Here is a 24,327-nt window from a genome sequence, read left to right as displayed (position 1 = left end):
GCCGTCATGCGCTCGGCTTGAAGCGTGTGGCTTGCAGCTGCATTCCGCTCATCTGGCACATGACCCGCTTTCATATGCCAGATAAAACACGATGGGGTAGAATGCCCCCCTTTTCTACCGCCTGATCCCCGAGGACCCGCCATGTTCAGCCGTCATTTGACTATCGCCAAGTACGACTCCGACCTGTATGCCGCTATGGAGCAAGAAGCCAAGCGCCAGGAAGAGCACATCGAGCTGATCGCCTCGGAAAACTACACCAGCCCCGCTGTCATGGAAGCCCAGGGTTCGGTACTGACCAACAAGTACGCCGAGGGTTACCCGGGCAAGCGTTACTACGGCGGCTGCGAATACGTCGACATCGTCGAGCAACTGGCCATCGACCGCGCCAAAGAGCTGTTCGGCGCCGATTACGCCAACGTCCAGCCGCACGCCGGCTCCCAGGCCAACAGCGCTGTCTATCTAGCGCTGCTGAATGCGGGCGACACCATCCTGGGCATGAGCCTGGCGCACGGCGGTCACCTGACCCACGGTGCCAGCGTTTCCTCCTCCGGCAAGCTGTACAACGCTGTTCAATACGGTATCGACGGCAACGGTCTGATCGACTACGACGAAGTCGAGCGTCTGGCGGTAGAACACAAGCCAAAAATGATCGTGGCCGGCTTCTCTGCTTACTCGCAGATCCTGGACTTCGCCCGCTTCCGTGCCATCGCTGACAAAGTCGGTGCGTACCTGTTCGTCGACATGGCCCACGTGGCCGGCCTGGTCGCCGCTGGCGTGTACCCGAACCCGGTTCCATTCGCTGATGTCGTCACCACCACCACGCACAAAACCCTGCGCGGTCCACGTGGCGGCCTGATCCTGGCGCGTGCCAATGCCGAGATCGAGAAGAAGCTGAACTCCGCGGTATTCCCGGGCGGCCAGGGCGGACCTCTGGAACATGTCATCGCTGCTAAGGCGATCTGCTTCAAGGAAGCCCTGCAACCTGAGTTCAAGACCTACCAGCAGCAGGTGGTGAAGAACGCCAAGGCCATGGCCTCGGTGTTCATCGAGCGCGGTTTTGACGTGGTGTCCGGCGGTACCGAGAACCACCTGTTCCTGCTGTCCCTGATCAAACAGGACATCTCCGGTAAAGACGCCGACGCCGCGCTGGGCAAGGCGTTCATCACCGTGAACAAGAACTCCGTGCCGAACGACCCACGCTCCCCGTTCGTGACCTCCGGCCTGCGCTTCGGCACCCCGGCGGTGACCACTCGCGGCTTCAAGGAAGCAGAGTGCAAGGAACTGGCTGGCTGGATCTGCGACATCCTGGCTGACCTGAACAACGAAGCGGTGATTGATGCCGTTCGTGAGAAAGTCAAAGCCATCTGCGCCAGGCTGCCGGTTTACGGCGCGTGATCTGACGCAGACGCGGTTGCAGGACAAAGCCCGGCTTTCGAGCCGGGCTTTTTCGTTTTAACGCCACTTTGTAGGAGCGCGCTTGCCCGCGATTCGGTGTGTCAGCCCCCGGTGTAGTGACTGACAAACCCTATCGCGGGCAAGCGCGCTCCTACAGTTGTTCCGCGGCGTATAGCAGATTCAATCCGCCGCCACCTTCGCAAACCCTGCCCGAATCTTTTCCTCCGGCAAGTCATCGGCAATGAACACGATCACGCTTTCGCGCATCTCGCCGTCTGCCCACTCCACATCGAAATCGAAGCCGTATAACTTCAGCACGCCTTGAAACACCAGCTTGCGATCTTCGCCCGCGATATTCAGCACGCCTTTATAGCGCAGCAGCTGTTTACCGTGGTCTTCGAGCAGTTCGTTCATGAACTCGCTGAGCTTGTCGATATCCAGCGCTTTTTCGCTGCGCAGGACGAGGCTGCTGATGCGGTCGATGGAGCGGCCCGCAGGCGCTGCCGGACGCAAGGTCATGCCGCCGATGTCGGCGTTCAGGTTGAAGCCGCGCACATCGAGGAGTTCGGCCAGATCGATCTTGCCATGCTCGACAACGCGAATCGGCGCACGCCGGTTGATGCGTGTCAGACGCTGACTCAGGGCCTCCAGGGTCGCTTCGTCCACCAGATCGGTCTTGCTCACCAGCAGGCGGTCGGCAAAACCGATTTGTGCCTGGGCGATGGTTTGTTCCAGATGGGTGTCGGCGTGAGCCGCGTCGACCAGCGTGATGATGCCGTCGAGGATGTAGCGCTCGCGCAGTTCCTCATCGATGAAGAACGTCTGAGCCACCGGCGCGGGATCGGCAAGGCCCGTGCACTCGATCACCAGGCGGTCGAAAGCGATTTCACCGCTGTCCAGACGCTCCAGCAGCAGGAACAGCGCCTTGGTCAAGTCGGTATGGATGGTGCAGCACACACAGCCATTGGACAGGGTCATCACCTGAACGGGCTCATCGCCCAGCAATTGCGTGTCGACGCCGGCGTCACTGAATTCGTTTTCGATCACGGCGATTTTCAGGCCGTGCTCTTCCTTGAGCAGATGACGCAGCAACGTGGTCTTGCCCGCGCCGAGAAAACCACTCAGGACGGTGACGGGGATGGGGGTGAACACAACAAAATCTCCAGTGCAAAAATGACTGTAGGAGTGAGCCTGCTCGCGATTACGTCGTGTCAGGTACCTCGTCGTATCTGACAGATCGCAATCGCGAGCAAACTCACTCCTACAGGATGTATCGACGAACTACTCAATCAACAGCACTTGGGCCCACCCTTGCCGCCGTAACGGGCGTCCTGGCGTTCCCGAAAGAACGCCTCGTACGTCATCACCGGTTTGTCCGGGTGTTTGTTCTGCATATGTTCGACGTAGTTGTCGTAGTCCGGCATGCCCACCATCAGGCGCGCTGCCTGGCCCAGATACTTACCCAAACGACTCAGGTCATTGAACATACGCAGCTCCTCGCCTCACAGCGCACTCAGTTGGTTTTCGGGAAGGCCTGGAAGGGCGCTTCCTTGTCGGTACGCTCTTTTTTGGTCCAGGCCGCGCGGCCCACCTGGATTGCATAGAACAGGATGCTCAGCACCACGAACAGGAACAGGGTGGTCAGCGCCGCGTTGGTGTACGCGTTGAAGATCACGTGCTGCATCTGGTCCATGGTCTTGGCCGGAGCCAGCACCTGACCGGCGTCTGCTGCCGCGCTGTATTTCTTCGCCAGCGCCAGGAAGCCAACGGCCGGGCTTGGATCAAACAGTTTGATAAAGCCCGCGGTCACGGTGCAGATCAACAGCCAGGAGGCTGGCAGGATGGTGACCCACACGTACTGCTGACGCTTCATCTTGATCAGGACCACGGTCGCCAGCATCAGCGCGATACCGGCCAGCATCTGGTTGGAGATACCGAACAGTGGCCACAAGGTGTTGATGCCGCCCAACGGATCGATCACGCCCTGATACAGCAGATAGCCCCACAACGCCACGCAGCCGCCGGTACCAATCGCGTTGGCGGTCCAGGACTCGGTGCGTTTGAGCGCGGGCACGAAGCTGCCCAGCAAGTCTTGCAGCATGAAGCGACCGGCACGGGTACCGGCGTCAACAGCCGTCAGGATGAACAGCGCCTCGAACAGGATCGCGAAGTGGTACCAGAACGCCATGGTGTTCTGGCCAGGGAAGGCCTGGTGCAGGATCTGCGCGATACCGACGGCCAGGGTTGGCGCCCCGCCAGCACGAGCCAGTACGGTGTTTTCACCGATATCCTTTGCCGTTGCGATCAGTTGGTCCGGGGTAATCACGAAGCCCCAACTGCTGACCATCTGCGCCACCGCGTTAACGTCGCTGCCGACAATCGCCGCCGGACTGTTCATGGCGAAGTAAACACCGGGCTCGATAACGGAGGCCGCAACCATCGCCATGATGGCCACGAAGGACTCCATCAGCATGCCGCCGTAACCGATGTAACGGGCGTTGACTTCGTTATCCAGCAGTTTCGGCGTGGTGCCTGAAGAAATCAGCGCATGGAAACCCGACACGGCACCGCAGGCAATGGTGATGAACAGGAACGGGAACAGCGTGCCCTTCCAGACCGGACCAGTGCCGTCGGTGAACTGGGTCAGGGCCGGCATTTTCAGCTCGGGCGCCAGAATCAGAATGCCGATCGCCAGTGCGACGATGGTGCCGATTTTCAGGAAGGTGGACAGGTAATCGCGTGGCGCCAGCACCAGCCAGACCGGCAGCATGGCCGCTACAAAGCCGTAACCGACCAGCATCCAGGTGATTTGCACACCCGTGAAGGTAAACAGCGGCGCCCACTCAGGGCTCGCGGCCACTTGGCCACCGACCCAGATCGACAGCAGCAACAGCACCACGCCCACCACGGAGATTTCGCCAATGCGGCCCGGGCGGATGTAGCGCATGTAAATGCCCATGAACATCGCGATCGGAATCGTCGCCATGACCGTGAACATGCCCCAAGGGCTTTCGGCGAGGGCCTTGACCACGATCAGCGCCAGCACCGCGAGGATGATGATCATGATCAGGAAGCAACCGAACAAGGCGATGGTGCCGGGAATGCGGCCCATTTCCTCGCGAACCATGTCGCCCAGCGAACGGCCGTTACGGCGGGTGGACAGGAACAGGATCATGAAGTCCTGAACCGCACCGGCCAGCACGACACCGGCGATCAGCCAGAGTGTGCCGGGCAAGTAACCCATTTGCGCAGCCAGGACCGGCCCGACCAGCGGACCTGCACCGGCGATAGCGGCAAAGTGATGGCCGAAAAGAATGTGTTTGTTGGTCGGCACGTAGTCCAGACCGTCGTTGTTCAGCACCGCAGGCGTGGCCCGCGTCGGGTCAAGTTGCATGACGCGGGTGGCGATGAACAGGCTGTAGTAGCGATACGCAACCAGATAGATAGCGACCGCGGCGACCACGATCCAGAGTGCGTTGATTGCCTCTCCCCGACGCAATGCAACCACTCCCAGGGCCCATGCCCCAAGAATCGCGACAATCAGCCAGGGCACATGGCGCAGGACACTGTTATTGTTTTTCATTTTTTATTTCCAGCTGAGTGGACTTGTGTGAGCAGCCCCCAGAGTTTAGCGCTGCTGAAGCGAAAGGCCACCCCCCAATGGTCTAGCGCGGGTTTTGGCCTATAGTCAAAGCAGCCAAGGAGAAGTCGCCCCATGACAGATTCCCACGAAGACCGCCGACGCTTTAAACGCATCTCGTTCGATGCCAAGACCGAATTGACGCAAGGCCCCAAGACCTGGCCCGTTCACCTGATCGATTTGTCGCTCAAAGGCCTGCTGATCGAACGCCCCTCGCCATGGTTGGGCAATCCCGACGAGCCGTTCATCGTCGACATTCATCTGAACGTCGACATCGACGTCCAGATGGAAGTGCGACTGACCCATGACGATCACAACCATCTGGGGTTTGTCTGTGAACACATCGGACTGGATTCGGTGACCCACCTGCGTCGGCTGATCGAACTGAACCTGGCGGATCACGACGAGATGGAGCGGGAGTTGGCGGCGTTGATTGAGGTATGAGCGTCGCCTGCCCCATTCGCTGCCCTCGTAACCTCGGACGTCTCCCACAGGATCCGGGTCGAGTCACGAACCTGTGTCCAGACCGCAGACCGGTGGGAGCCGGATTGCTGGCGAATGCAGCGGGTCAGCAACATCTATGGCAACTGACACACCGCCTTCGTCCGAATTGCGGCCCATACCCTCGTAACCTCGGACGTCTCCTACAGGATCCAGGTCGACTCACGAACCTGTGTCCAGACCGCAGACCTGTGGGAGCCGGCTTGCTGGCGAATGCGGTGGAGCAGTGATGAGGATGGCGACTGGCACCCTGCGCTCCCCAGAAAGCCAGCGCTCATAATGAAGCCTCTGCCTGCCAGGTCATGTCACTCCTCAAACAACGCATCCAGCGCCTGATCGAGCCGTGTTACGGCAATCACGGTCAGGCCCGGCGGAGATTCTTTCGGCGCGTTGCCTTTGGGCACGATGGCGCGTTTGAAGCCGTGCTTGGCGGCTTCCTTCAAGCGTTCCTGCCCGCTGGGGACCGGGCGTACTTCGCCTGACAGGCCAACCTCCCCAAACACCAGCAGATCCCCCGGCAATGCACGATTGCGCAGGCTGGACATGACCGCTGCCATCAACGCCAGGTCGGACGCGGTTTCCAGCACTTTTACGCCACCGACCACGTTCAGGAACACGTCCTGATCGTGGGTCGGGATGCCGCCATGGCGGTGCAACACCGCCAGCAACATGGCAAGACGATTCTGATCGAGACCCAGCGTGACGCGGCGCGGATTGGACAGGTGACTGTCATCCACCAATGCCTGGACCTCCACCAGCATCGGGCGGGTGCCCTCCCAGGTCGCCATGACCACGCTTCCCGCGACAGCTTCCTGCGCGCGGGTCAGAAAGATCGCCGAGGGATTGGAGACTTCTTTCAGGCCCTTGTCGGTCATGCCGAAGACGCCCAGTTCGTTGACGGCACCGAAGCGGTTTTTCACCGCGCGCAACAAGCGCAGGCGCCCGTCCGACTCGCCCTCGAAATACAGCACGGTGTCGACCATGTGTTCGAGGACGCGCGGGCCGGCCAGTGCGCCTTCCTTGGTCACGTGACCGACCAGGAAGATCGCAGTGCCGCTCTGCTTCGCATACCGCACCAGCAACGCAGCGCTTTCGCGAACCTGCGAGACGCCGCCCGGCGCCGACTGAAGTTGTTCAGTAAAGATGGTCTGAATCGAGTCGATCACCATGACTTTTGGCTGCTCGACCCGCGCAGTGGCGATGATGCTCTCGATGCAGGTTTCAGTCATGACCCGCAGTTTGTCTTGAGGCAGCCCAAGGCGTCGGGCGCGCATGGCGACTTGCTGCTGCGATTCCTCACCCGTGACGTACAGCGCGGGCATGCGCTCGGCAATGGCGCACAGGGTCTGCAACAGGATCGTCGATTTGCCGATACCGGGATCACCGCCGATCAACACCACCGAACCGTCCACCAGACCACCGCCGAGCACGCGGTCCAGCTCCGCCGAGTTGGTGGAGAAGCGCGGGATTTCCTCGACGCTGACTTCGGCCAGGGTCTTGATCTGCGCCTGCTGGCCAGTCCAGCCCGCACGACCAGTCGGGGCCGCTGCGCCGCCGCTTTCAATGACCGTCTCGACCAGGGTATTCCAGGCGCCGCATTCGCCGCATTGCCCGGCCCATTTGGGAAAGGTCGCGCCGCACTCGGTGCAGCCATACATGCGTTTGGCCTTGGCCATGAAACCCCCGCCAGAAAAAAGGGGCAATCATACCCCAAGGCTCAAACACCTGCGTGTGAAGGGACGGCGATCCACCTTTTCGGGTGATTCAATAAAACTTACCCGACCCGAGCCGGTCGATTGCAGGGATTACGCGCGATGCGTGTAGCTGACATACACTGCATTCACCACCCTCATCTGTAACAAAGGAATACCCCATGAGCGTACTAAGCGAGTTCAAAGCCTTTGCCGTAAAAGGAAACGTCGTCGACATGGCCGTCGGTATCATCATCGGCGCGGCATTCGGCAAGATCGTTTCGTCGTTCGTCGGCGATGTAATCATGCCCCCTCTGGGATTGCTGATCGGCGGCGTGGACTTCAGTGATCTGGCGATCACCCTTCGAGGCGCGGAAGGCACGGCACCTGCCGTGGTACTGGCTTACGGCAAATTCATCCAGACGGTGATCGACTTCATCATCGTTGCGTTCGCCATCTTCATGGGCGTGAAGGCCATCAACCGCCTGAAGCGCGAAGAAGCCAAAGCCCCCACCGTGCCACCAGTGCCGACACCCCAGGAAACCCTGCTGACCGAGATCCGTGACCTGCTCAAAGAGCAGAACAGCAAGCCGGCTGCGCCGATGCCTGTGAACCCTGATCGGTTGGTTTAAGCAAAAGGCTTCTGCCACAGCACGTGTGCTCGGTGAGAAACCTTGTGGGAGTGAATTGATTCACGATGCGGTCCATCAGACGCAATTTTCCAGCGAATGTAACGGCCTCTCGCGAATGAATTCGCTCCCACAGTTACTCTGTCCGTCTGCTGACACGTGCTTTACCAATAATTCTCCACCGCTATCTGCCCCGGCTTGCGGGTCAGGGCCAGGCGCATGTCGCGGGTTTTGAGCAGTGCGCGGGTGTCGTCGATCATCTGTGGATTGCCGCAGATCATGACCCGGGAATACTCAGGCGTCAGCGCCACGCCAGCCGCCTTCTCCAGCTCGCCATTTTCAATCAGCGTGGTAATCCGTCCATGCAACGCGCCCGGATGTTCTTCGCGTGTCACGGTGGCGATGAACTGAAATTTGTGCGCATATTCGGCCAGGTACTCGCGCTGGGTCAGTTCCGCAATCAGTTCCTGATACGCCAGCTCCTTCGCCTCGCGAACGCTGTAGACCAGGATGATGCGTTCGAATTTCTCCCATACTTCGAAGTCCTGAAGAATCGATAGGAACGGCGCCACGCCCGTGCCTGTGGACAACATCCACAGATCCCTGCCATCGGAAAACCGGTCGAGCGTCAGATAGCCCACCGCCTGTTTTTCAACCAGCAGCGTATCGCCCTTGCGCAGCCGGCTCAGTTCGCTGGTGAATTCGCCTCCCGGCACCACGATCGAAAAAAAGTCCAGGAACTCATCGAACGGCGAGGACACGACCGAATAAGCGCGCCACACCGTGGTCCCGTCAGCCTTGGTCACGCCCAGCCGTGCGAATTGGCCCGCGATGAAGCGGAAACCTGGATCGCGGGTCATACGAAAAGTGAACAGGCTTGGCGTCAACGGCGTTACGTCCAGCAGTGTTTGTCGGGTGAATTTTTCTACACTGGCAGTCATTGGGCGCTCCTGGCTCCAGTCACTCAATCAAGAGCCCCAGTTTCCCGCAAACAGGCCACGATAAACACCGCGGGTTTGTAGTGGTATACCCTACCGGACTGGACGTTATTGAACGTACTTTTAGAGTATTTCGCGATCACCGTTATCGCGATCAGCAACGACAGCCTCTACGCAACGCGATAACGCGCTGATTGAACAGCGCTTTCGCAAAACGCAGAACGCCCTCCTGGATTGTCCGCTCGTCAGCAGCAACTGGCCGACACCCATCCGCATGAAGGTTTTTTCCTAGACTTCAATCAAAACGGTAGCCAGAAAGATCAGGCATGGAGGCTTGCGATGGAACATCAAACACTGGCGTCATCTCAACTGACAGAGACCGCCCCGCTGCCCCACAAGGGGCTGACACTTCGGGAGGCAGAAATACTGAAGTGGTCCGCAGAAGGAAAAACAGCCGCTGAAGTGGCGATGATTCTCGACCTGAAGCTGCGAACGGTGAACTTTCATATCGGCAGCGCCATTCGCAAAATGGGGGTGACGAACAAGACCTCGGCGGTGGTGCAGGCAGCGCTGCACGGGGTGTTTTGATTACGCGGGGCATGGACCAATTCATGGACGACGGCGAAAAACCTCAGGTGCGAAAGGTCGAAAAACACGTAAAATCGCTGGTTTGCTGAGTCCGGTAGCAACGGCGTTTATATGACACCCGCCGAGCGCCTGACCGCGTCGCCTACGAATGGACATTCCCTTTACATGCCCCTGCTTACCACGCCTTTTGCCGAGCTCGACCTGATTCGCCAGCCCGAGCAGTCGGATGAACCCTTGCAGGCATTCGACGCCGCCGACGAGTACCTGCTCAATCACGTTGCTGAACATGGCGTGACGTTGCAAACCCGCATGCTGATTCTTAACGACAGCTTCGGTGCCCTTGCCGCCAGCCTTGCACCGCACGCGGCCGTCTTCAGCAGCACGGACTCCTTTCTCGGCGCTCAGGCGCTGGAAAAGAATCTGGTGCGCAACGGTCAGGCATACGATGCCGTGCCGGTGATCCCTGCCAGTGAGCCATTGAACGGTCCGTTCGACTGGGTGCTGATTCGCGTCCCGAAGACGCTCGCGCTGCTTGAGGAGCAACTGATTCGCCTGCAAGGGCAGTTGGCACCGAACGCCAAGGTGGTTGCCGCCGGGATGATCAAACACTTGCCCCGTTCGGCGGGTGAATTGATGGAAGAGTACGTTGGCCAGGTGCAGGCTTCGCTGGCGGTGAAGAAGGCGCGTTTGCTGTTTTGCACGCCGCAGGCAAAAGCGCTTCAGCCTTCGCCTTACCCTACCCGCTACAGGCTGGACGAGCCGAAGATCGAGCTGATCAATCACGCCAACGTGTTCTGCCGTGACGGCCTGGACATCGGCACGCGCGCGTTCTTGCCGCATCTGCCGAAAAACCTGGGCACCGCGCGCGTCGCGGACCTGGGGTGCGGTAATGGCGTGTTGGCAATTGCCAGCGCCCTGGCCAACCCGGATGCGCAGTACACACTGGTAGACGAGTCGTTCATGGCGGTGCAGTCCGCTCAGGAAAACTGGAAGTTGGCGTTAGGTGACCGTGAGGCAGTGATCCATGCGGGTGACGGTCTTGCGGGTCAGGAACCGGATTCACTGGATGTGGTGCTGTGCAATCCGCCGTTTCACCAGCAACAAGTGGTCGGCGATTTTCTGGCCTGGCGCATGTTCCAGCAGGCACGGTCTGCACTGATAACGGGTGGAGCGCTGTACATCGTCGGCAACCGTCACCTGGGCTACCACAGCAAGCTGGCGAGGTTGTTCAGAGGGGTTGAGCAAGTGGCGGCAACGCCGAAGTTCGTGATTCTCAAAGCCCGCAAATGATGGGTCTGTAGGCGTTTGCCCGCGATGCATTATTCCAGCCGACTCAGTGGTGACTGGCATATCGCAATCGCGGGCAAGCGCGCTCCTACAGGTATCCTGCTCGTCAGGCCGATAAGGCACCGACCCAAAAAACCCGCCGAAGCGGGTTTTTATTGCGCAAAAAACACTCAGTGCGACTTCATACCTGCCGCTGTCATGAACATCCGCAACAGGCTGGCCACGATGAACAGCGCAAACACACTCCCGCACCAGATGACCACCAGCCAGCCGATACGCTGCCAAAGCGGCTTCTTCTGCGCGGGGTCTTCGTCGTGAAAAGATTCTTTACCGGACATCGATGAGCCCTCTTCGAGGATACGGCCCCGGGGAAAACCCGGCGCCGAACGCCAACTAGTGGTAACCGTCTTCGTGAGTGACCTTGCCACGGAACACGTAGTAGCTCCAGAAGGTGTAACCCAGGATGAACGGGATGATGAACAGGGTCCCGACCAGAATGAAGCCCTGGCTTTGCGGTGGCGAGGCAGCGTCCCAAATCGAAATGGATGGCGGCACGATGTTCGGCCACAGGCTGATACCCAAGCCGCTGTAGCCCAGGAAGATCAGCACCAGCGTCAGCAGGAACGGCGTGTAGTTCGCGTTACGCTCGACCGCCTTGAACAGTCCGTACATGGTCAACAGGACCAGTGCCGGCACGGGCATGAACCAGAACAGATTCGGCACGCTGAACCAGCGGTCGGCGATGTCCTGATGCGCCAGCGGGGTCCACAGGCTGACAATGCCCATCACCACCAGCGTCGCGATTGCCAGGGGCCGCGCCAGGTCGTGCATCGCCTTCTGCAGACCGCCTTCCGTCTTCATGATCAGCCAGGTGCAGCCGAGCAACGCGTAGGCCACGATCAACGCCAGTCCGCAGAACAGCGAGAACGGTGTCAGCCAGTCCAGCCCACCGCCCGCGTACGCACGGTTGACCACCGGAATGCCATCGATGAAGGCGCCCAGCGCCACGCCCTGGAAGAACGTCGCCACCAGCGAGCCGCCGATGAATGCCTTGTCCCAGAGGTGCCGCTTGGCGTCGGTCGCCTTGAAACGAAACTCGAAGGCCACGCCGCGGAAAATCAGTCCGATGAGCATGAAGATCAGCGGCAGGTACAACGCTTCGAGCACGACCGAGTAGGCCAGCGGGAACGCACCGAACAGCGCCGCGCCACCCAGCACCAGCCAGGTCTCGTTGCCGTCCCAGACCGGTGCGACGGTGTTCATCATCACATCGCGGTCGGACTTGCCTTTGATGAACGGGAAGAGAATGCCGATCCCGAGGTCGAAACCGTCCATGATGACGTACATCATGATGCCGAAGATGATGATCACGGCCCAGATCAGTGGAAGATCAATACCCATGGCTCAGTTCACCTCACGCAGGCTGTCTTTGTGCCCTTCTTCAGTGCCTTCGTCGGCAGCGGAGAGAGGACGTGCAGGGGTGCGTTTCTGGCCAGGACCACCGTGCGGCGTGTCATCGCCTTCGTGGGTTTTCGGTCCTTTGCGCACCAGGCGCATCATGTAGCCGAAGCCTGCGCCGAACAGCATGAAATACACCACGACGAACAGCACCAACGTAATCGTCATCTGCTCCACGCTGTGGTTCGACGATGCATTGGCCGTACGCATCAGCCCATAGACCACCCAAGGCTGACGCCCGATTTCAGTGGTGAACCAGCCCGCGAGCAAAGCGATCAGGCCAGCCGGGCCCATGCACATGACCAGCGTCAGGAATGCCCGGTTGCTGTAAAGCCCTCCGCGCCAGCGCAGCCACGCACTCCACAAGCCGACGACGATCATCAACATGCCCAACGCGACCATGATCCGGAACGACCAGAAGACGATCAGCGAATTCGGGCGGTCCTCGGGCGGGAACGACTTGAGTGCCGGGATCTGCTTGTCCAGGCTGTGGGTCAGAATGAGGCTGCCCAGGTACGGGATTTCAACGGCGTACTTGGTCCGCTCCTCTTTCATGTCCGGGATACCGAACAGAATCAGCGGGGTCGGTTCGTCACCCACGTTCTCCCAGTGCCCTTCGATAGCGGCGATCTTGGCCGGCTGGTGCTCCAGCGTATTCAAACCATGGGCGTCGCCGACCACCGCTTGAATCGGTGCAACGATCAGCGCCATCCACATGGCCATCGAGAGCATGCGGCGAATGGCCGGATTATCCCGCCCGCGCAGCAGATGCCAGGCAGCCGAAGCGCCGACGAAGAAGGCCGTCGCGACGAACGCGGCAATGGCCATGTGTGCCAGGCGGTACGGGAAGGACGGGTTGAAGATAACGGCGAACCAGTCGACCGGAATGACCCGACCGTCGACGATCTCAAAACCTTGCGGCGTCTGCATCCAGCTGTTGGACGCCAGAATCCAGAAGGTCGAAATCAGTGTCCCGACCGCCACCATGACCGTGGCGAAAAAATGCAGGCCGCGCCCGACACGGTTCCAGCCAAACAGCATCACACCCAGAAACCCGGCTTCAAGGAAAAACGCCGTGAGCACTTCATAGGTCAGCAGCGGCCCGGTGACTGCACCGGCGAAGTCTGAGAACCGGCTCCAGTTGGTACCGAACTCATACGCCATGACCAGACCCGAAACCACACCCATGCCGAAGTTCACGGCGAAGATTTTCGACCAGAAGTGGTACAGGTCGCGGTAGGTGTTGTCATGGGTCTTGAGCCACAAGCCTTCGAGCACAGCGAGAAAACTCGCCAGACCAATGGTGATGGCAGGGAACAGGATGTGGAATGAAACGGTGAACGCAAACTGGATTCGGGCGAGATCGAGTGCCTCTAAACCGAACATAGGTCTTCCTCTATCAGGTGAAACCGGCTCCGGACCTTGGGGCCCTCAGCGTCTGACCCCACGGTGTATTGAGTACGACGTAATGCGTTTGTTCTTTTTAGTTCGTGCTCAGGCCACAGGCCAGAAGACGACGCGGGAGTTCTGTCAAGCCGCCTGGTCAATCCGCACGCCACGCGAATTTGATTCAGGTCAACCAACGATCAAAGAGTAGTCCCATTTTGGCAGGTGAACTGCGTGGTCTTTTGTCGCGTGGCGAGTTGCCTCACCCCTTGATACAGAGCAGTTTCGATAAAGACGGATCAGATGGCTGCGGCGCTCGCCAGATGCTATTGCCAAGCACAACGGCGGCAATGCTCTGTTACAAAAAGGCGATCTGATGCAAAGTGGCAACCTGTGAAACCTTCCTCTTCCCTCCTGGCTGTCGATTCAATGCCGACTCAAACCCCTGCTGCGCTGCGTCACCATCGACCGTTCGTCGCCTTCTGGTTTGCCCGTGTGTTCACGGCCAGTGGCTTTCAGATGCTCACTGTGGCCATCGGCTGGAATCTCTACCAGTTGACCGGCAATGTGCTGGATCTTGGGCTCGTGGGTCTGGTGGAGTTCGCGCCGCGCGTGCTGTTCATGCTGCACACCGGGCATGTCGCGGATCGGTACGACCGGCGCAAGGTCGCTGCGATCTGCCAAACGTTGCAGGCCTTGATTGCGCTGGCGCTGGCGATTGGCAGCGTGACGGACAGCGTGACGCGGGAGATGATTTTCATCCTGGCGTTCCTGCTCGGCGCCTCCCGCTCTTTCGAGATGCCGACGACGCAGGCGCTGCTGCCGAGCATCGTGCCGACCGCATTGTTTCCTCGCGCCGTGGCGGCAGCACAGTCGGCACAGCAATCGGCGACCATCGTTGCGCCCGCCGTGGGTGGTTTTCTGTATGCCTTCGGCAGCATCTGGGTCTATGGCCCGACAGTGTTGCTTTACGTCATCGCGTGTTGCCTGATGCTCAATCTGCCCGCACGTCAGACCCCGCTGAACAAAGGCAAGGCGACACTGGACTCGCTGCTGGCGGGCATCCGTTTCATCCGCAGCCGGCCCGACATTCTGGGCGCCATTTCACTGGACCTGTTCGCCGTCCTCCTCGGGGGCGCCACGGCGCTGCTGCCCGTGTTCGCCAAGGACATTTTGCTGACAGGACCGTGGGGCCTTGGCCTGCTGCGTTCGGCGCCTGCCGTGGGCGCATTGGGCATGTCGTTGTTTCTGGCGCGTTATGCGGTCGAGCGCAATGTCGGTCGCACCATGTTCACCGCCGTCGGTATTTTCGGCGTGGCCACTATTGCCTTTGGCCTGTCGACCTCATTCTGGTTTTCGCTGGCCACTCTGGTCGTGCTGGGCGCGGCGGACATGATCAGCATGGTGATCCGTGGTTCGTTCGTGCAACTGGAGACGCCGGACGACATGCGCGGTCGGGTCAGTGCGGTGAATGGGCTGTTCATTGGCGCGTCGAACCAGTTGGGTGAGTTCGAATCCGGGCTGACCGCGCACTGGCTGGGCACCGTCCCCGCCGTGGTGCTTGGTGGTGTGGGTACGCTGGCGATCACCGGGCTGTGGATAAAACTGTTCCCCGGGCTGGCCAAGCGGGACCGGATGAGCGAGATCGTGGCAGAGGCCGAGAAAGCCACGGTTTAACCAACGCCGGTCACAATGAACGGCGGATAAACCCCAGCAAGGCCGACACCAGGCGCCGGTAAACGTCATCCACCTCCGGCACCTGACCTTTGCCTCTCAGGCTGCCATGCACCAGACCCAGGCCGGGATCGAACTCGGTCGCCACGCCCGCTTCGCGTAAGGCGCGCTCATAACAGACGCCGTCATCGCGCAGCGGATCGAACTGGGCCACCGCAATGAACGCAGGTGCCAACCCCCGGAAATCAGTCGCGTTCAATGGCATGGCGTACGGTGAACGCTCGCTTTCATTCATATACAGCTGACGATAAAACCCAAGGTCCGCCGAGCTGAGCAACGGCGCATCCGCACACTCGGTGCGTGATGGGAGATCATCGTCGCCACCCAGCCCCGGATACACCAATGCCTGTCCGGCGGGCTGCCGCTCCCCCGCATCGCGCAGCGCCAGGCACACAGCCGCTGCCAGATTACCGCCCGCGCTGTCACCGGCAATCGCGATTCGACGGGGATCGATGTCCATCCGCGGCGCCTGAACCTGTAACGCATGCCAGACGGCCAGGCAGTCACCGAATCCCGCCGGAAACGGATGCTCAGGCGCCAGTCGGTAGTCCACGGCAATCACAACGGCATTGAGATCGACCGCGAGCGCGGCAGTAAGAAAATCGTGGGAATCCAGATCACCGACCACCCAGCCGCCACCATGCAGGTACACCACGCAAGGAGCCGGGTATTCGACCGAGAGGTGCCGAGGTCGATAGCTGCGAACCAGGACACCCGCGAGCAAGAAATCCCTGACCTCGAGATCCGGCGAGCGGGCGGGCGTGAAGGCTTCGCACATGTGCGAGTAGGCGCGGCGCTGGTCAGTGATGTCCAGCGACGCGACGCTGAAACTCAGGGTCTCTTCAACAAAGCAGACCATGGCTGGCGACAGTGGATAGTGAGTGGGCATGTGTGGCTCCTGCCCGTCGGAACCGCCGGGATCGAGAGAGTGGCCTGGCCGGTGACGGGCGGGAGCATTGTGGGACCGAACAAGCCCGCGATTCGGTAGTCCGGTCGCCATGGACGAAGCGACTGCACTGACGACTCGCGAATGAGTTCGCTCCCACAAGGTAAGCACGCGGCCCACTCGGGACCGAACGAATCACACCTGCGGCTTATTTATTGACCGCGACCTGCACCGCCGTCTCTGCGTCCTTGCCATCGAACGTGGTGACGCCATTCAGCCAGCGTTTCATGTCTTCAGGATGGTCCTTGAGCCACTGTTTGGCGACGTCGTTCGGCGCCTTGCGGTCCATGATCGGCACCATCATCTGACTTTCCTGAGCGGCCGTGAACTTCAGGTTGCTCAGCAGCTTGTTCACGTTCGGGCAACGCGTTGCGTAATCCGGAGCAGTGACCACCGACACGGTGGCCGCGCCTTCGTGCGGACCGAACACGTCTTCGCTGCCGGTCAGGTAGGCGATCTTCATGTTGATGTTCATCGGGTGGGGGGTCCAGCCCACGAACACCACCCACTCGTTACGCTTGACCGCACGCTGCACGGCGGCGAGCATGCCCGCTTCGCCCGATTCCACCAACTGGAAGCCACCCAGGCCGAACTGATTCTTCTCGATCATCCCCTTGATGTTGGCATTGGCCCCGGTGCCTGGCTCGATCCCGTAGATTTTGCCGCCCAGCTTGTCCTTGAATTTGGCGATATCGGCGAAGGTCTTCAGCCCGCCATCGGCAACGTATTGAGGCACGGCCAGCGTCGCCTGAGCATCACTCATGCTCGGTGTGTCGAAAACCTTGACCTGATTGGCAGCCACGAACGGTGCGATGTTCTTGTCCATCGCCGGCTTCCAGTACCCCAGAAACACATCGAGTCGGTCATCGCGCAAGCCGCCGAAGATAATCTGCTGCGCCGCACTGGTCTGCTTGACGTCGTAACCCATGTTTTGCAGCAGCACTTCAGCCACCGCACTGGTCGCGATCACGTCGGTCCAATTGACCACGCCCATCCGCACGCTCTGGCATTTGGCCGGCTCAGCGGCCATCAAGGCGGTACTGCTCAGCATCAACACACCGCAACTGATCTGACGAATAAATCTCTTCATGCGTGCTCCTCGGGTCGGCTCGTTATTTTATTCAGCTCTTTTCGGCAGTTTTTCTAAGGCTTCAAGACCCACGACAGTTCGAATGCTGTCGCGTGGGAGCAAATTACGCAGCCGCCTTGCTGACGAAGCGCACCAGCGCGACCTGTGGTTGCACTGGGGCGACATTGGAAGATTTGCAGAGTTGACAAAAAGGCGGTGTCGTCGATGCCCACTGTAGCGCCCCGACGAATATTCAGTGGGAGTGGGCTTGCTCGCGAAGAGGCCGGTACACCCGTCGCCTATTCAGCGCCCGGACATCCGCTTTCGTGAGCAAGCTCACTCCCACAGGATCAGGGGTTTGCCACGCGATATTGGCAAACCTCGAACCCAGGCATCAAAGCACCTTATCGAGCGTAATCGGGAAATCCCTCACTCGCTTCCCGGTCGCGTGATAAATCGCATTGGCAATCGCCGACGCCACACCGACGATGCCGATTTCACCCACGCCCTTGGAACCCAGTTCGTTGACGATGTCGTCGTTTTCCTCAACGAACAGCACGTCAATGTCGCCAATGTCCGCGTTCACCGGGATGTGGTATTCGGCCAGGCTGTGGTTCATGAAGCGGCCCAGGTGCTGATCGGTCTGAGTCTCTTCCTGCATGGCCTGGCTGATGCCCCACACCACGCCGCCGAGGATCTGGCTGCGTGCCGTTTTGGGATTGACCACGCGACCAGCAGCCACGGCACTTACCACACGGTTGACGCGAATGGTGCCCAGGTCTTCATCGACCAGCACTTCGACGAATACCGCCGAGTGAGTCGCCGTCGAATACCCTTCGCGTTTCTCGTCTGGCTCGGCGTCGACCTGTACTTCCAGTGTCTCGTGTGACGACTGACGGACAATGTCTGCGTAGGAAAACCGTTGTCCGCGTACGTTCAGTTGCCCGTCGCCGAACTCGACTTCGTGCATGTCCACGACCGCGAATTCCGGGTGCGCCATGCGCACGGCATCCAGCAGTTTGGCGCGCAACGCACGGCACGCTTGCTGCACGGCAGTACCGACGGAGGAGACAGTAAACGAGCCGCCCTGGAGTGGAGCCGTCGGCAACGAAGAGTCACCCAGTACGAAGGTAACGTCCTGCGGCAGCATGCCCGCCGCTTCAGCCGCAATCTGCGTCATGACCGTGTACGTGCCGGTCCCGATGTCGGTGGTCGCACTGCTGACAGTCAGCTTGCCGCTGCTGTCGACGCTGGCCTTGGCGCTGGCTTTCATCTGCATGGCTTCCCACACGCCACCGGCCATGCCCCAACCGATCAGTTGCCGACCTTCGCGCATGCTGCGTGGCTCGGGATTACGCTCGCTCCAGCCGAAACGCTCGGCCCCTTGCTCATAACAAGCCAGCAATTCTTTACTGGAGTAAGGCTTGCCTTCGTTACCGTTGCGCTCTGCAAAATTGATCGCGCGCAATTGCACCGGGTCGACACCGGCCGCACACGCCAACTCATCCAGCGCACACTCCAGCCCGACCATGCCTGACGTCGCGCCCGGCGCCCGCATGTCCAGCGGCGTGTAGACGTCCAGCGGCGCCAGCTTGTAGGTCAGCTGGACGTTATCGCAGGCGTAAAGCATGCCGCTCCACTCGACGACGTGCTCGGTGAAGTCCTCGAAGCGCGACGTCTGGCCGATCACGTCGTGCCCGACCGCCACCAAGCGACCCTCGGCAGTGGCACCCAATCGCAGATGCTGCAACGTGTGGGGGCGATAGCCGAACGTGAACATCTGCTGGCGCGTGAGGGTAACGCGGACCGACCGCTTGAGATGCAGCGCCGCCATGACGGCCAACGGCAGTTGGTACTGCGGGCGCAAGCCGGAGCCAAATGCGCCGCCGACAAACGCTGCAAGGATGCGAATCCTGTCCTTCTCCAGGCCGAACACCTTGTGCAGGTAGTCCTGGCAGTTCTGTGTACCTTGCGTCTTGTCATGGATCTCAAGACTGCCGTCATCCTGATACATCACGGTCGAGGCGTGCGGCTCCATCGGGTTGTGGTGCTCATTAGGTGTGCTGTAGCGAGCATCCACCGTCACCGCCGCCTGGGAAAAAGCAGTCGGGAAATCGCCGCGTGGTTTGGGCGTTTCAGCCGGTGCGGTGTGTGCCTCGTCCTGCACTGCGCTCAAGTCGGTCTGATGAGCGTCGGTTTCGTACTCGATGCGCACCAGCGATCCGGCATGTCGCGCGATCTCAAGGGTGTCGGCCACCACCAGCGCCAACGGCTGACCACTGTATAGCACACGGTCGTTGTACAACGGCCGGAACGGGGAGCCTTCTGCCGAGTCCGCGTCTTCGTAGTCCTCGTCATAACTGGCGACATGCGGCCGATTGGTGTGATCGATGACCGCGACGACGCCGGGAACCTGGAGCGCTTGCGAAGCATCGATGTGCAGCACACGACCGCGAGCAATGTTGCTGGAGACCACGCTGCCGTGCAGCAGACCGGTCTTGGGGTATTCACCGGCGTAGCGTGCCTGCCCGGTGACTTTCAGGTGACCGTCGACGCGATCCAGCGGTTGTCCGACAGGCGACACTTGGCCGGGTGGATTGATTTTCGCATTCATCAGGCTTTACCTCCGGTTGCCGCGTCGCTGAGCGCACGGACGATAGCGCGCTGCGCCAGCTTGATCTTGAAGGCGTTGTGCTCGAGCGGCCTGGCGTCACGCAGCATGGCTTCGGCAGCCGCCACGAAATTTTCCCGGGACACGGGTTGCCCTTTAAGGGTCTGCTCGACCGCCTTGTCGCGCCAAGGCTTGTGCGCCACGCCGCCCAGGGCCAAGCGCACGTCTCGAATGATGTCGCCGTCCAGCTCGAGAGCGGCCGCCACTGACACCAACGCAAAGGCGTAGGATGCACGATCGCGGATCTTCAGGTAGTGGCTGTGCTCAACGAACCCTTGGGGCGGCAGTTCAATGGCGGTAATCAATTCATCATCGGCCAATTGATTGTCGCGCTGAGGGGCGTCTTCCGGGAGCCGGTGAAAGTCAGCGAATTCAATGGTGCGCTTGCCGCCGCGACCTTCCACATGCACCACCGCGTCCAGCGCGGCCAGCGCCACGCACATGTCCGATGGATGAGTGGCGACGCAGTTGTCGCTGGCGCCAAGGATCGCGTGAATCCGGTTGAGGCCGTCCTTGGCCGGGCATCCGCTCCCCGGCTCGCGCTTGTTGCAGGGCACCGCCGCGTCATAAAAGTAGTAACAACGGGTGCGTTGGAGCAGATTCCCGCCCGTGCTGGCCATGTTACGCAACTGAGGCGAGGCGCCCGCCAGGATGGCTTGGGACAGCAATGGATAACGCGCTTCGACCAAGGGATGCCACGCCAGGTCGGCGTTGCTCACCAACGCGCCAATCATGAGGCCGCCGTTGGCCGTTTCCCGGACGTCCTTCAGGGGCAGGCCGGTGATATCGATCAAGTGCTCAGGCCGGGCGACGTTTTCTTTCATCAGGTCCAGCAGGTTGGTGCCGCCCGCAATAAAACGGCTGGCCGCTCCGGCCAGGCTGATCGCCTGACTGACGTCGACGGGCTTGCTGTAATGGAAAGGATTCATGCGTCGATCCCTCCCTCACTGACCACCGATGCCTGGGCGGCGGACTGCGGCAACGCTTCTTCGACCGCCGCGAGAATATTGGTGTAGGCGCCGCAACGGCAGAGGTTGCCGCTCATCAGCTCTTTGATCTGGTCAGGGGTTTGCGCCCGACCTTCGTTGGCCAGCCCTACCGCCGAACAAATCTGACCCGGCGTGCAGTACCCGCACTGAAATGCGTCGTGCTTGATGAACGCCTGCTGCATCGGGTGCAAGGTGTCGCCATCCGCCAGACCTTCGATGGTCGTCAACTCGGCGCCATCGCACATGATCGCCAGCGTCAGGCACGCATTGACCCGTTTGCCATCGCGCAGCACCGTGCAGGCGCCACACTGTCCGTGGTCACACCCTTTTTTGGTGCCCACCAGGTCCAGTTGCTCACGCAACACATCCAGCAGCGTGGCCCACGGTTGCACGTTCAATTGTCTCGGCTGGCCATTTAGCGTCAGAGCAATGGAATGCTCTGCGAAGGCCAGGTCAGTTGTCTCGCTCATGGCAAACCTCACGTTAGGTACACGTCTGCGCAGTCAATCTGCGTCTCCAGAGGTACGACTTGCAGATTTTCCTAAACGTTCAGGGTTTGTGATGAGCGTGTCGGGCTCGCGGCCCCCAGCGCACCGACTATTTCCCTGCCGATCAACGTCAGCAGCCTTTCACGGGGGACGCTGGTATGATGCGCGGCTTTTTGCGACTGGCAGAATTTGTGCAAGCTGTTTCGGCAAGCTGTGCTTTGCTGTTTTAGTCGATTTCATCAATGGCGCATTGCGCCACGGGGAGCCACACATGCTGGAGCGGCTGTTTCAACTCAAGGCACATAACACCAATGTGCGCACGGAAATCCTGGCCGGCGTCACGACGTTCCTGGCCATGGCCTACATCCTGTTCGTCAACCCGAGCATCCTCGGCGCGACCGGCATGGACAAAGGCGCCATCTTCGTCGCGACCTGTCTGGCAGCCGCCATCGGCTCCACGGTCATGGGCCTGATCGCCAACTACCCGATCGCGCTGGCGCCGGGCATGGGGTTGAACGCGTTCTTCACGTACACCGTGGTGCTGCACATGGGACACACCTGGCAAGTGGCGCTGGGTGCGGTGTTCATTTCTGCCGTGATGTTCTTCCTGCTGTCGATCTTTCGCATCCGCGAGTGGATCATCAACAGTATTCCGCTGCCGCTGCGCTCGGCGATCGCGGCCGGTATCGGTCTGTTCCTGGCGCTGATCGCCCTGCACAACGCCGACATCGTGGTCAGCAATCCCGCCACCATGGTCGGTCTGGGCGACCTGGCCAAGCCGGCTCCCGTGCTGGCAGCGCTGGGTTTCGCGTTGATCGTGGCGCTCGAAGCCTTGAAAGTGCGGGGCGCAGTGCTGATCGGGATTCTGGCTGTGACCATCGTCTCGATCCTGATGGGCTTCTCGCCGTTCGGCGGTGTGGTGTCGATGCCGCCGTCGCTGGCGCCGACCTTCCTGCAACTGGACATCGCCGGAGCCTTGAACATCGGTCTGGTCAGCGTGATCTTCTCGTTTCTCTTCGTTGATCTGTTCGATAACTCAGGGACGCTGATCGGCGTCGCCAAGCGCGCGGGCCTGATGGGCAAAGACGGCCACATGCCGAAAATGGGCCGTGCGCTGGTGGCCGACAGCACCGCCGCCATGGCCGGTTCGCTGCTGGGCACCTCGACCACCACCAGTTACATCGAATCGGCCGCTGGCGTCAGTGCCGGCGGCCGTACCGGCCTGACCGCTATCGTGGTCGCGGTGCTGTTCCTGCTGGCGCTGTTTTTCGCGCCCCTGGCCGGCAGTGTTCCGGCCTTCGCCACCGCCCCGGCCTTGCTGTTCGTGGCCGTGCTGATGACGTCCGGTCTGGCGGAAATCAACTGGGACGACATCACCGAAGCCGCGCCGGTCGTGCTCACTGCACTGGCGATGCCATTCACCTACTCCATCGCCAACGGCATCGCGTTTGGCTTCATTTCATGGACTGTGATCAAGCTGTTGTCGGGCCGCGGCCGTGAGCTGAATTCGGCGCTCGTCGTGCTGTCGATCCTGTTCGTCATCAAGCTGGGCTTCTATCCATGAGCAGTACGTTCGACCCTGCGAGCTATGGCCGTCAGCTCGATGAAAAAGCTGATCGTCTTCGCGAATTGCTGAAACCGTTCGACGCGCCGGAACCTCAGGTCTTCGACTCTCCGCGCGAGCACTATCGCCTGCGCGCCGAATTTCGCCTGTGGCGCGACGACGGCAAACGTCACTATGCGATGTTCACACCGGGCGACAAATACACGCCGATCCTGATCAACGACTTCCCGATTGCAAGCGAGCAGATCAACGCACTGATGCCGATGCTGCGTGGCCGTTGGGAAGCCAGCAAGACGCTCAACCACAAGCTTTTTCAGGTCGACTTCCTGACCACGCTGGCCGGCGACGGCATGATCACGCTGTGCTACCACCGCCCGCTCGATGACGCCTGGAAGCTGGAAGCCGAGCAACTGGCTGCGGACTTGAAGGTCAGCGTGATCGGCCGTTCCAAGGGGCAACGGCTGGTCATCGGCCGCGATTACGTGACCGAGGAACTGGAGGTCGCCGGGCGCACGTTCAGCTACCGCCAGCCGGAGGGAGCCTTCACTCAGCCCAATGGCAAGGTGAATCAGAAGATGCTCAATTGGGCATACGAAGCACTGGGCGACCGTGAGGATGACCTGCTGGAGCTTTACTGCGGCAACGGCAACTTCACCCTGCCCTTGGCGACCCGTGTGCGCAAAGTGCTGGCAACCGAGATCAGCAAGACCTCGGTCAACGCCGCCTTGAGTAACCTGGCGGACAATGCTGTGGACAACGTGTCGTTGGTGCGTCTGTCGGCGGAAGAGCTGACCGAAGCGCTGAACGATGTGCGCCCGTTCCGCCGTCTGGCCGGTGTGGACTTGAAGAGCTACGAGTTCGGCAGCGTCTTCGTCGACCCGCCACGTGCGGGGATGGACCCGGACACCTGCGAGCTCACCCGTCGTTTCGAACGTATCCTGTACATCTCCTGCAACCCGGAAACCCTGGCGGCCAACATCGCCCAGCTACATGACACCCACCGGGTCGAGCGCTGCGCGCTGTTCGATCAGTTTCCGTACACCCACCACATGGAGTCAGGTGTGTTGCTGGTTCGGCGTTGATGGCTGGAATAAAACAATTGCAGGACTGATTGCTCCCACGCTCCGCGTGGGAGCACCGCTCCGGACGCTCCGCGTCCATCACCGTGTGACGCGGAGCGTCACGAAATGCATGCCCACGCAGAGCGTGGGAACGATCAACAGGTCTGGGCCTGACACAGGTTCGTGAGTCGACGCGGATCCTGTGGGAGCCGCTGGAGGTTACGACAGTGGCGAATGCGGTGGGTCATTCAACATATCAGTGTCTGACCCGGCGCCTTCGCCAGCAAGCCGG

At 60.5% G+C, this 24,327-nt stretch carries 21 protein-coding genes; 8 read left to right on the top strand and 13 right to left on the bottom strand.

Annotated elements, in window-relative coordinates:
* The first annotated feature begins 141 nt into the window (after positions 1-141).
* Entirely contained in the window at positions 142-1,395 is a 1,254-nt protein-coding gene (gene glyA / locus BMY73_RS22410) for a serine hydroxymethyltransferase (protein WP_092409843.1), read from the top strand.
* Positions 1,396-1,575: 180 nt separating this feature from the next.
* Here the strand turns inward: glyA and yjiA are convergent, their stop codons facing one another.
* From yjiA to BMY73_RS22395, 3 genes are all read right to left on the bottom strand, one after another.
* Positions 1,576-2,547 carry a GTPase gene (gene yjiA, locus BMY73_RS22405; RefSeq protein WP_092409841.1) on the bottom strand — a complete coding sequence of 324 codons (972 nt, stop codon included), beginning with the start codon at positions 2,545-2,547 and terminating at the stop codon, positions 1,576-1,578.
* A gap of 137 nt (positions 2,548-2,684) precedes the next feature.
* Positions 2,685-2,882, bottom strand: coding sequence for a YbdD/YjiX family protein (locus tag BMY73_RS22400; RefSeq protein WP_062390028.1), 198 nt, complete (start codon positions 2,880-2,882; stop codon positions 2,685-2,687).
* Positions 2,883-2,908: 26 nt separating this feature from the next.
* Positions 2,909-4,978 (bottom strand): carbon starvation CstA family protein, encoded by a 2,070-nt coding sequence (locus tag BMY73_RS22395; RefSeq protein WP_092409839.1) that lies wholly within the window; start codon positions 4,976-4,978, stop codon positions 2,909-2,911.
* A gap of 132 nt (positions 4,979-5,110) precedes the next feature.
* Here BMY73_RS22395 and BMY73_RS22390 point away from each other — a divergent pair, with 132 nt between their 5' ends.
* Positions 5,111-5,479: a PilZ domain-containing protein gene (locus BMY73_RS22390; RefSeq protein WP_062390021.1), complete on the top strand. Its 369-nt coding sequence runs from the start codon at positions 5,111-5,113 to the stop codon at positions 5,477-5,479.
* Positions 5,480-5,841: 362 nt separating this feature from the next.
* On the opposite strand, the gene radA is transcribed toward BMY73_RS22390, so the two are convergent.
* Positions 5,842-7,212, bottom strand: coding sequence for a DNA repair protein RadA (radA, locus tag BMY73_RS22385; RefSeq protein ID WP_092409837.1), 1,371 nt, complete (start codon positions 7,210-7,212; stop codon positions 5,842-5,844).
* Between the two features lie 197 nt (positions 7,213-7,409).
* Here radA and mscL point away from each other — a divergent pair, with 197 nt between their 5' ends.
* On the top strand, positions 7,410-7,859 hold the full coding sequence (gene mscL / locus BMY73_RS22380) for a large-conductance mechanosensitive channel protein MscL (RefSeq protein ID WP_062390015.1): 450 nt from the start codon (positions 7,410-7,412) through the stop codon (positions 7,857-7,859).
* Between the two features lie 161 nt (positions 7,860-8,020).
* Here mscL and BMY73_RS22375 read toward each other — a convergent pair whose 3' ends face one another.
* Positions 8,021-8,797: a ferredoxin--NADP reductase gene (locus BMY73_RS22375; RefSeq protein ID WP_092409835.1), complete on the bottom strand. Its 777-nt coding sequence runs from the start codon at positions 8,795-8,797 to the stop codon at positions 8,021-8,023.
* Between the two features lie 336 nt (positions 8,798-9,133).
* On the opposite strand from BMY73_RS22375, the gene BMY73_RS22370 reads away from it, so the two are divergent.
* Both BMY73_RS22370 and BMY73_RS22365 read left to right on the top strand, forming a co-directional pair.
* Positions 9,134-9,382, top strand: a complete 249-nt coding sequence (locus tag BMY73_RS22370) for a helix-turn-helix domain-containing protein (protein ID WP_092409833.1) — start codon at positions 9,134-9,136, stop codon at positions 9,380-9,382.
* A 165-nt stretch (positions 9,383-9,547) separates the two neighbouring features.
* Positions 9,548-10,672, top strand: a complete 1,125-nt coding sequence (locus tag BMY73_RS22365; RefSeq protein ID WP_092409831.1) for a methyltransferase — start codon at positions 9,548-9,550, stop codon at positions 10,670-10,672.
* A gap of 167 nt (positions 10,673-10,839) precedes the next feature.
* On the opposite strand, the gene BMY73_RS22360 is transcribed toward BMY73_RS22365, so the two are convergent.
* The 3 genes from BMY73_RS22360 to BMY73_RS22350 are packed head-to-tail and all read right to left on the bottom strand — an operon-like array spanning position 10,840 to position 13,513.
* Entirely contained in the window at positions 10,840-11,007 is a 168-nt protein-coding gene (locus tag BMY73_RS22360; protein ID WP_092409829.1) for a DUF2474 domain-containing protein, read from the bottom strand.
* 55 nt (positions 11,008-11,062) lie between these two features.
* Positions 11,063-12,070 carry a cytochrome d ubiquinol oxidase subunit II gene (gene cydB, locus BMY73_RS22355; RefSeq protein WP_092409827.1) on the bottom strand — a complete coding sequence of 336 codons (1,008 nt, stop codon included), beginning with the start codon at positions 12,068-12,070 and terminating at the stop codon, positions 11,063-11,065.
* 3 nt (positions 12,071-12,073) lie between these two features.
* Positions 12,074-13,513 (bottom strand): cytochrome ubiquinol oxidase subunit I, encoded by a 1,440-nt coding sequence (locus BMY73_RS22350; RefSeq protein ID WP_062389999.1) that lies wholly within the window; start codon positions 13,511-13,513, stop codon positions 12,074-12,076.
* A 429-nt stretch (positions 13,514-13,942) separates the two neighbouring features.
* Here BMY73_RS22350 and BMY73_RS22345 point away from each other — a divergent pair, with 429 nt between their 5' ends.
* On the top strand, positions 13,943-15,190 hold the full coding sequence (locus BMY73_RS22345; RefSeq protein WP_092409825.1) for an MFS transporter: 1,248 nt from the start codon (positions 13,943-13,945) through the stop codon (positions 15,188-15,190).
* Between the two features lie 10 nt (positions 15,191-15,200).
* On the opposite strand, the gene BMY73_RS22340 is transcribed toward BMY73_RS22345, so the two are convergent.
* From BMY73_RS22340 to BMY73_RS22320, 5 genes are all read right to left on the bottom strand, one after another.
* A complete protein-coding gene (locus tag BMY73_RS22340; RefSeq protein WP_062389996.1) occupies positions 15,201-16,136 on the bottom strand; it encodes an alpha/beta hydrolase in 936 nt (311 codons plus the stop codon).
* Between the two features lie 205 nt (positions 16,137-16,341).
* Complete coding sequence (choX, locus tag BMY73_RS22335) at positions 16,342-17,283, bottom strand: choline ABC transporter substrate-binding protein (RefSeq protein ID WP_062389993.1); 942 nt, start codon at positions 17,281-17,283, stop codon at positions 16,342-16,344.
* Positions 17,284-17,656: 373 nt separating this feature from the next.
* Positions 17,657-19,876 carry a xanthine dehydrogenase family protein molybdopterin-binding subunit gene (locus tag BMY73_RS22330; protein ID WP_092409823.1) on the bottom strand — a complete coding sequence of 740 codons (2,220 nt, stop codon included), beginning with the start codon at positions 19,874-19,876 and terminating at the stop codon, positions 17,657-17,659.
* Positions 19,876-20,862: an FAD binding domain-containing protein gene (locus BMY73_RS22325; protein ID WP_092409821.1), complete on the bottom strand. Its 987-nt coding sequence runs from the start codon at positions 20,860-20,862 to the stop codon at positions 19,876-19,878. Before BMY73_RS22325 ends, BMY73_RS22330 begins: the two co-directional genes overlap by 1 nt.
* Positions 20,859-21,392 (bottom strand): (2Fe-2S)-binding protein, encoded by a 534-nt coding sequence (locus tag BMY73_RS22320; protein WP_062389987.1) that lies wholly within the window; start codon positions 21,390-21,392, stop codon positions 20,859-20,861. The genes BMY73_RS22325 and BMY73_RS22320 overlap by 4 nt, the downstream gene beginning before the upstream one ends.
* A gap of 289 nt (positions 21,393-21,681) precedes the next feature.
* Here BMY73_RS22320 and BMY73_RS22315 point away from each other — a divergent pair, with 289 nt between their 5' ends.
* Both BMY73_RS22315 and trmA read left to right on the top strand, forming a co-directional pair.
* The gene (locus BMY73_RS22315; RefSeq protein ID WP_092409819.1) at positions 21,682-22,974 is read left to right on the top strand and encodes an NCS2 family permease; all 1,293 of its coding nucleotides are present in this window, start codon (positions 21,682-21,684) and stop codon (positions 22,972-22,974) included.
* Complete coding sequence (gene trmA, locus BMY73_RS22310; RefSeq protein ID WP_092409817.1) at positions 22,971-24,056, top strand: tRNA (uridine(54)-C5)-methyltransferase TrmA; 1,086 nt, start codon at positions 22,971-22,973, stop codon at positions 24,054-24,056. The genes BMY73_RS22315 and trmA overlap by 4 nt, the downstream gene beginning before the upstream one ends.
* Positions 24,057-24,327: the final 271 nt, after the last annotated feature.

The sequence above is a fragment of the Pseudomonas sp. NFACC02 genome, from assembly GCF_900110765.1.
Classification (GTDB): domain Bacteria; phylum Pseudomonadota; class Gammaproteobacteria; order Pseudomonadales; family Pseudomonadaceae; genus Aquipseudomonas.
Note: the sequence above shows the minus strand (reverse complement) of the source record. Positions and strands in the feature narration are given on the sequence as shown.

Coding starts and splice junctions, on each gene's coding strand:
- BMY73_RS22330 (WP_092409823.1), bottom strand. CDS start 19,876: ATGAATGCGAAAATCAATCCACCCGGCCAAGTGTCGCCTGTCGGACAA.
- BMY73_RS22395 (WP_092409839.1), bottom strand. CDS start 4,978: ATGAAAAACAATAACAGTGTCCTGCGCCATGTGCCCTGGCTGATTGTC.
- radA (WP_092409837.1), bottom strand. CDS start 7,212: ATGGCCAAGGCCAAACGCATGTATGGCTGCACCGAGTGCGGCGCGACC.
- cydB (WP_092409827.1), bottom strand. CDS start 12,070: ATGGGTATTGATCTTCCACTGATCTGGGCCGTGATCATCATCTTCGGC.
- choX (WP_062389993.1), bottom strand. CDS start 17,283: ATGAAGAGATTTATTCGTCAGATCAGTTGCGGTGTGTTGATGCTGAGC.
- BMY73_RS22365 (WP_092409831.1), top strand. CDS start 9,548: ATGCCCCTGCTTACCACGCCTTTTGCCGAGCTCGACCTGATTCGCCAG.
- BMY73_RS22345 (WP_092409825.1), top strand. CDS start 13,943: ATGCCGACTCAAACCCCTGCTGCGCTGCGTCACCATCGACCGTTCGTC.
- BMY73_RS22360 (WP_092409829.1), bottom strand. CDS start 11,007: ATGTCCGGTAAAGAATCTTTTCACGACGAAGACCCCGCGCAGAAGAAG.
- mscL (WP_062390015.1), top strand. CDS start 7,410: ATGAGCGTACTAAGCGAGTTCAAAGCCTTTGCCGTAAAAGGAAACGTC.
- BMY73_RS22390 (WP_062390021.1), top strand. CDS start 5,111: ATGACAGATTCCCACGAAGACCGCCGACGCTTTAAACGCATCTCGTTC.
- BMY73_RS22370 (WP_092409833.1), top strand. CDS start 9,134: ATGGAACATCAAACACTGGCGTCATCTCAACTGACAGAGACCGCCCCG.
- BMY73_RS22340 (WP_062389996.1), bottom strand. CDS start 16,136: ATGCCCACTCACTATCCACTGTCGCCAGCCATGGTCTGCTTTGTTGAA.
- glyA (WP_092409843.1), top strand. CDS start 142: ATGTTCAGCCGTCATTTGACTATCGCCAAGTACGACTCCGACCTGTAT.
- BMY73_RS22320 (WP_062389987.1), bottom strand. CDS start 21,392: ATGAGCGAGACAACTGACCTGGCCTTCGCAGAGCATTCCATTGCTCTG.
- BMY73_RS22375 (WP_092409835.1), bottom strand. CDS start 8,797: ATGACTGCCAGTGTAGAAAAATTCACCCGACAAACACTGCTGGACGTA.
- trmA (WP_092409817.1), top strand. CDS start 22,971: ATGAGCAGTACGTTCGACCCTGCGAGCTATGGCCGTCAGCTCGATGAA.
- BMY73_RS22350 (WP_062389999.1), bottom strand. CDS start 13,513: ATGTTCGGTTTAGAGGCACTCGATCTCGCCCGAATCCAGTTTGCGTTC.
- BMY73_RS22400 (WP_062390028.1), bottom strand. CDS start 2,882: ATGTTCAATGACCTGAGTCGTTTGGGTAAGTATCTGGGCCAGGCAGCG.
- BMY73_RS22315 (WP_092409819.1), top strand. CDS start 21,682: ATGCTGGAGCGGCTGTTTCAACTCAAGGCACATAACACCAATGTGCGC.
- BMY73_RS22325 (WP_092409821.1), bottom strand. CDS start 20,862: ATGAATCCTTTCCATTACAGCAAGCCCGTCGACGTCAGTCAGGCGATC.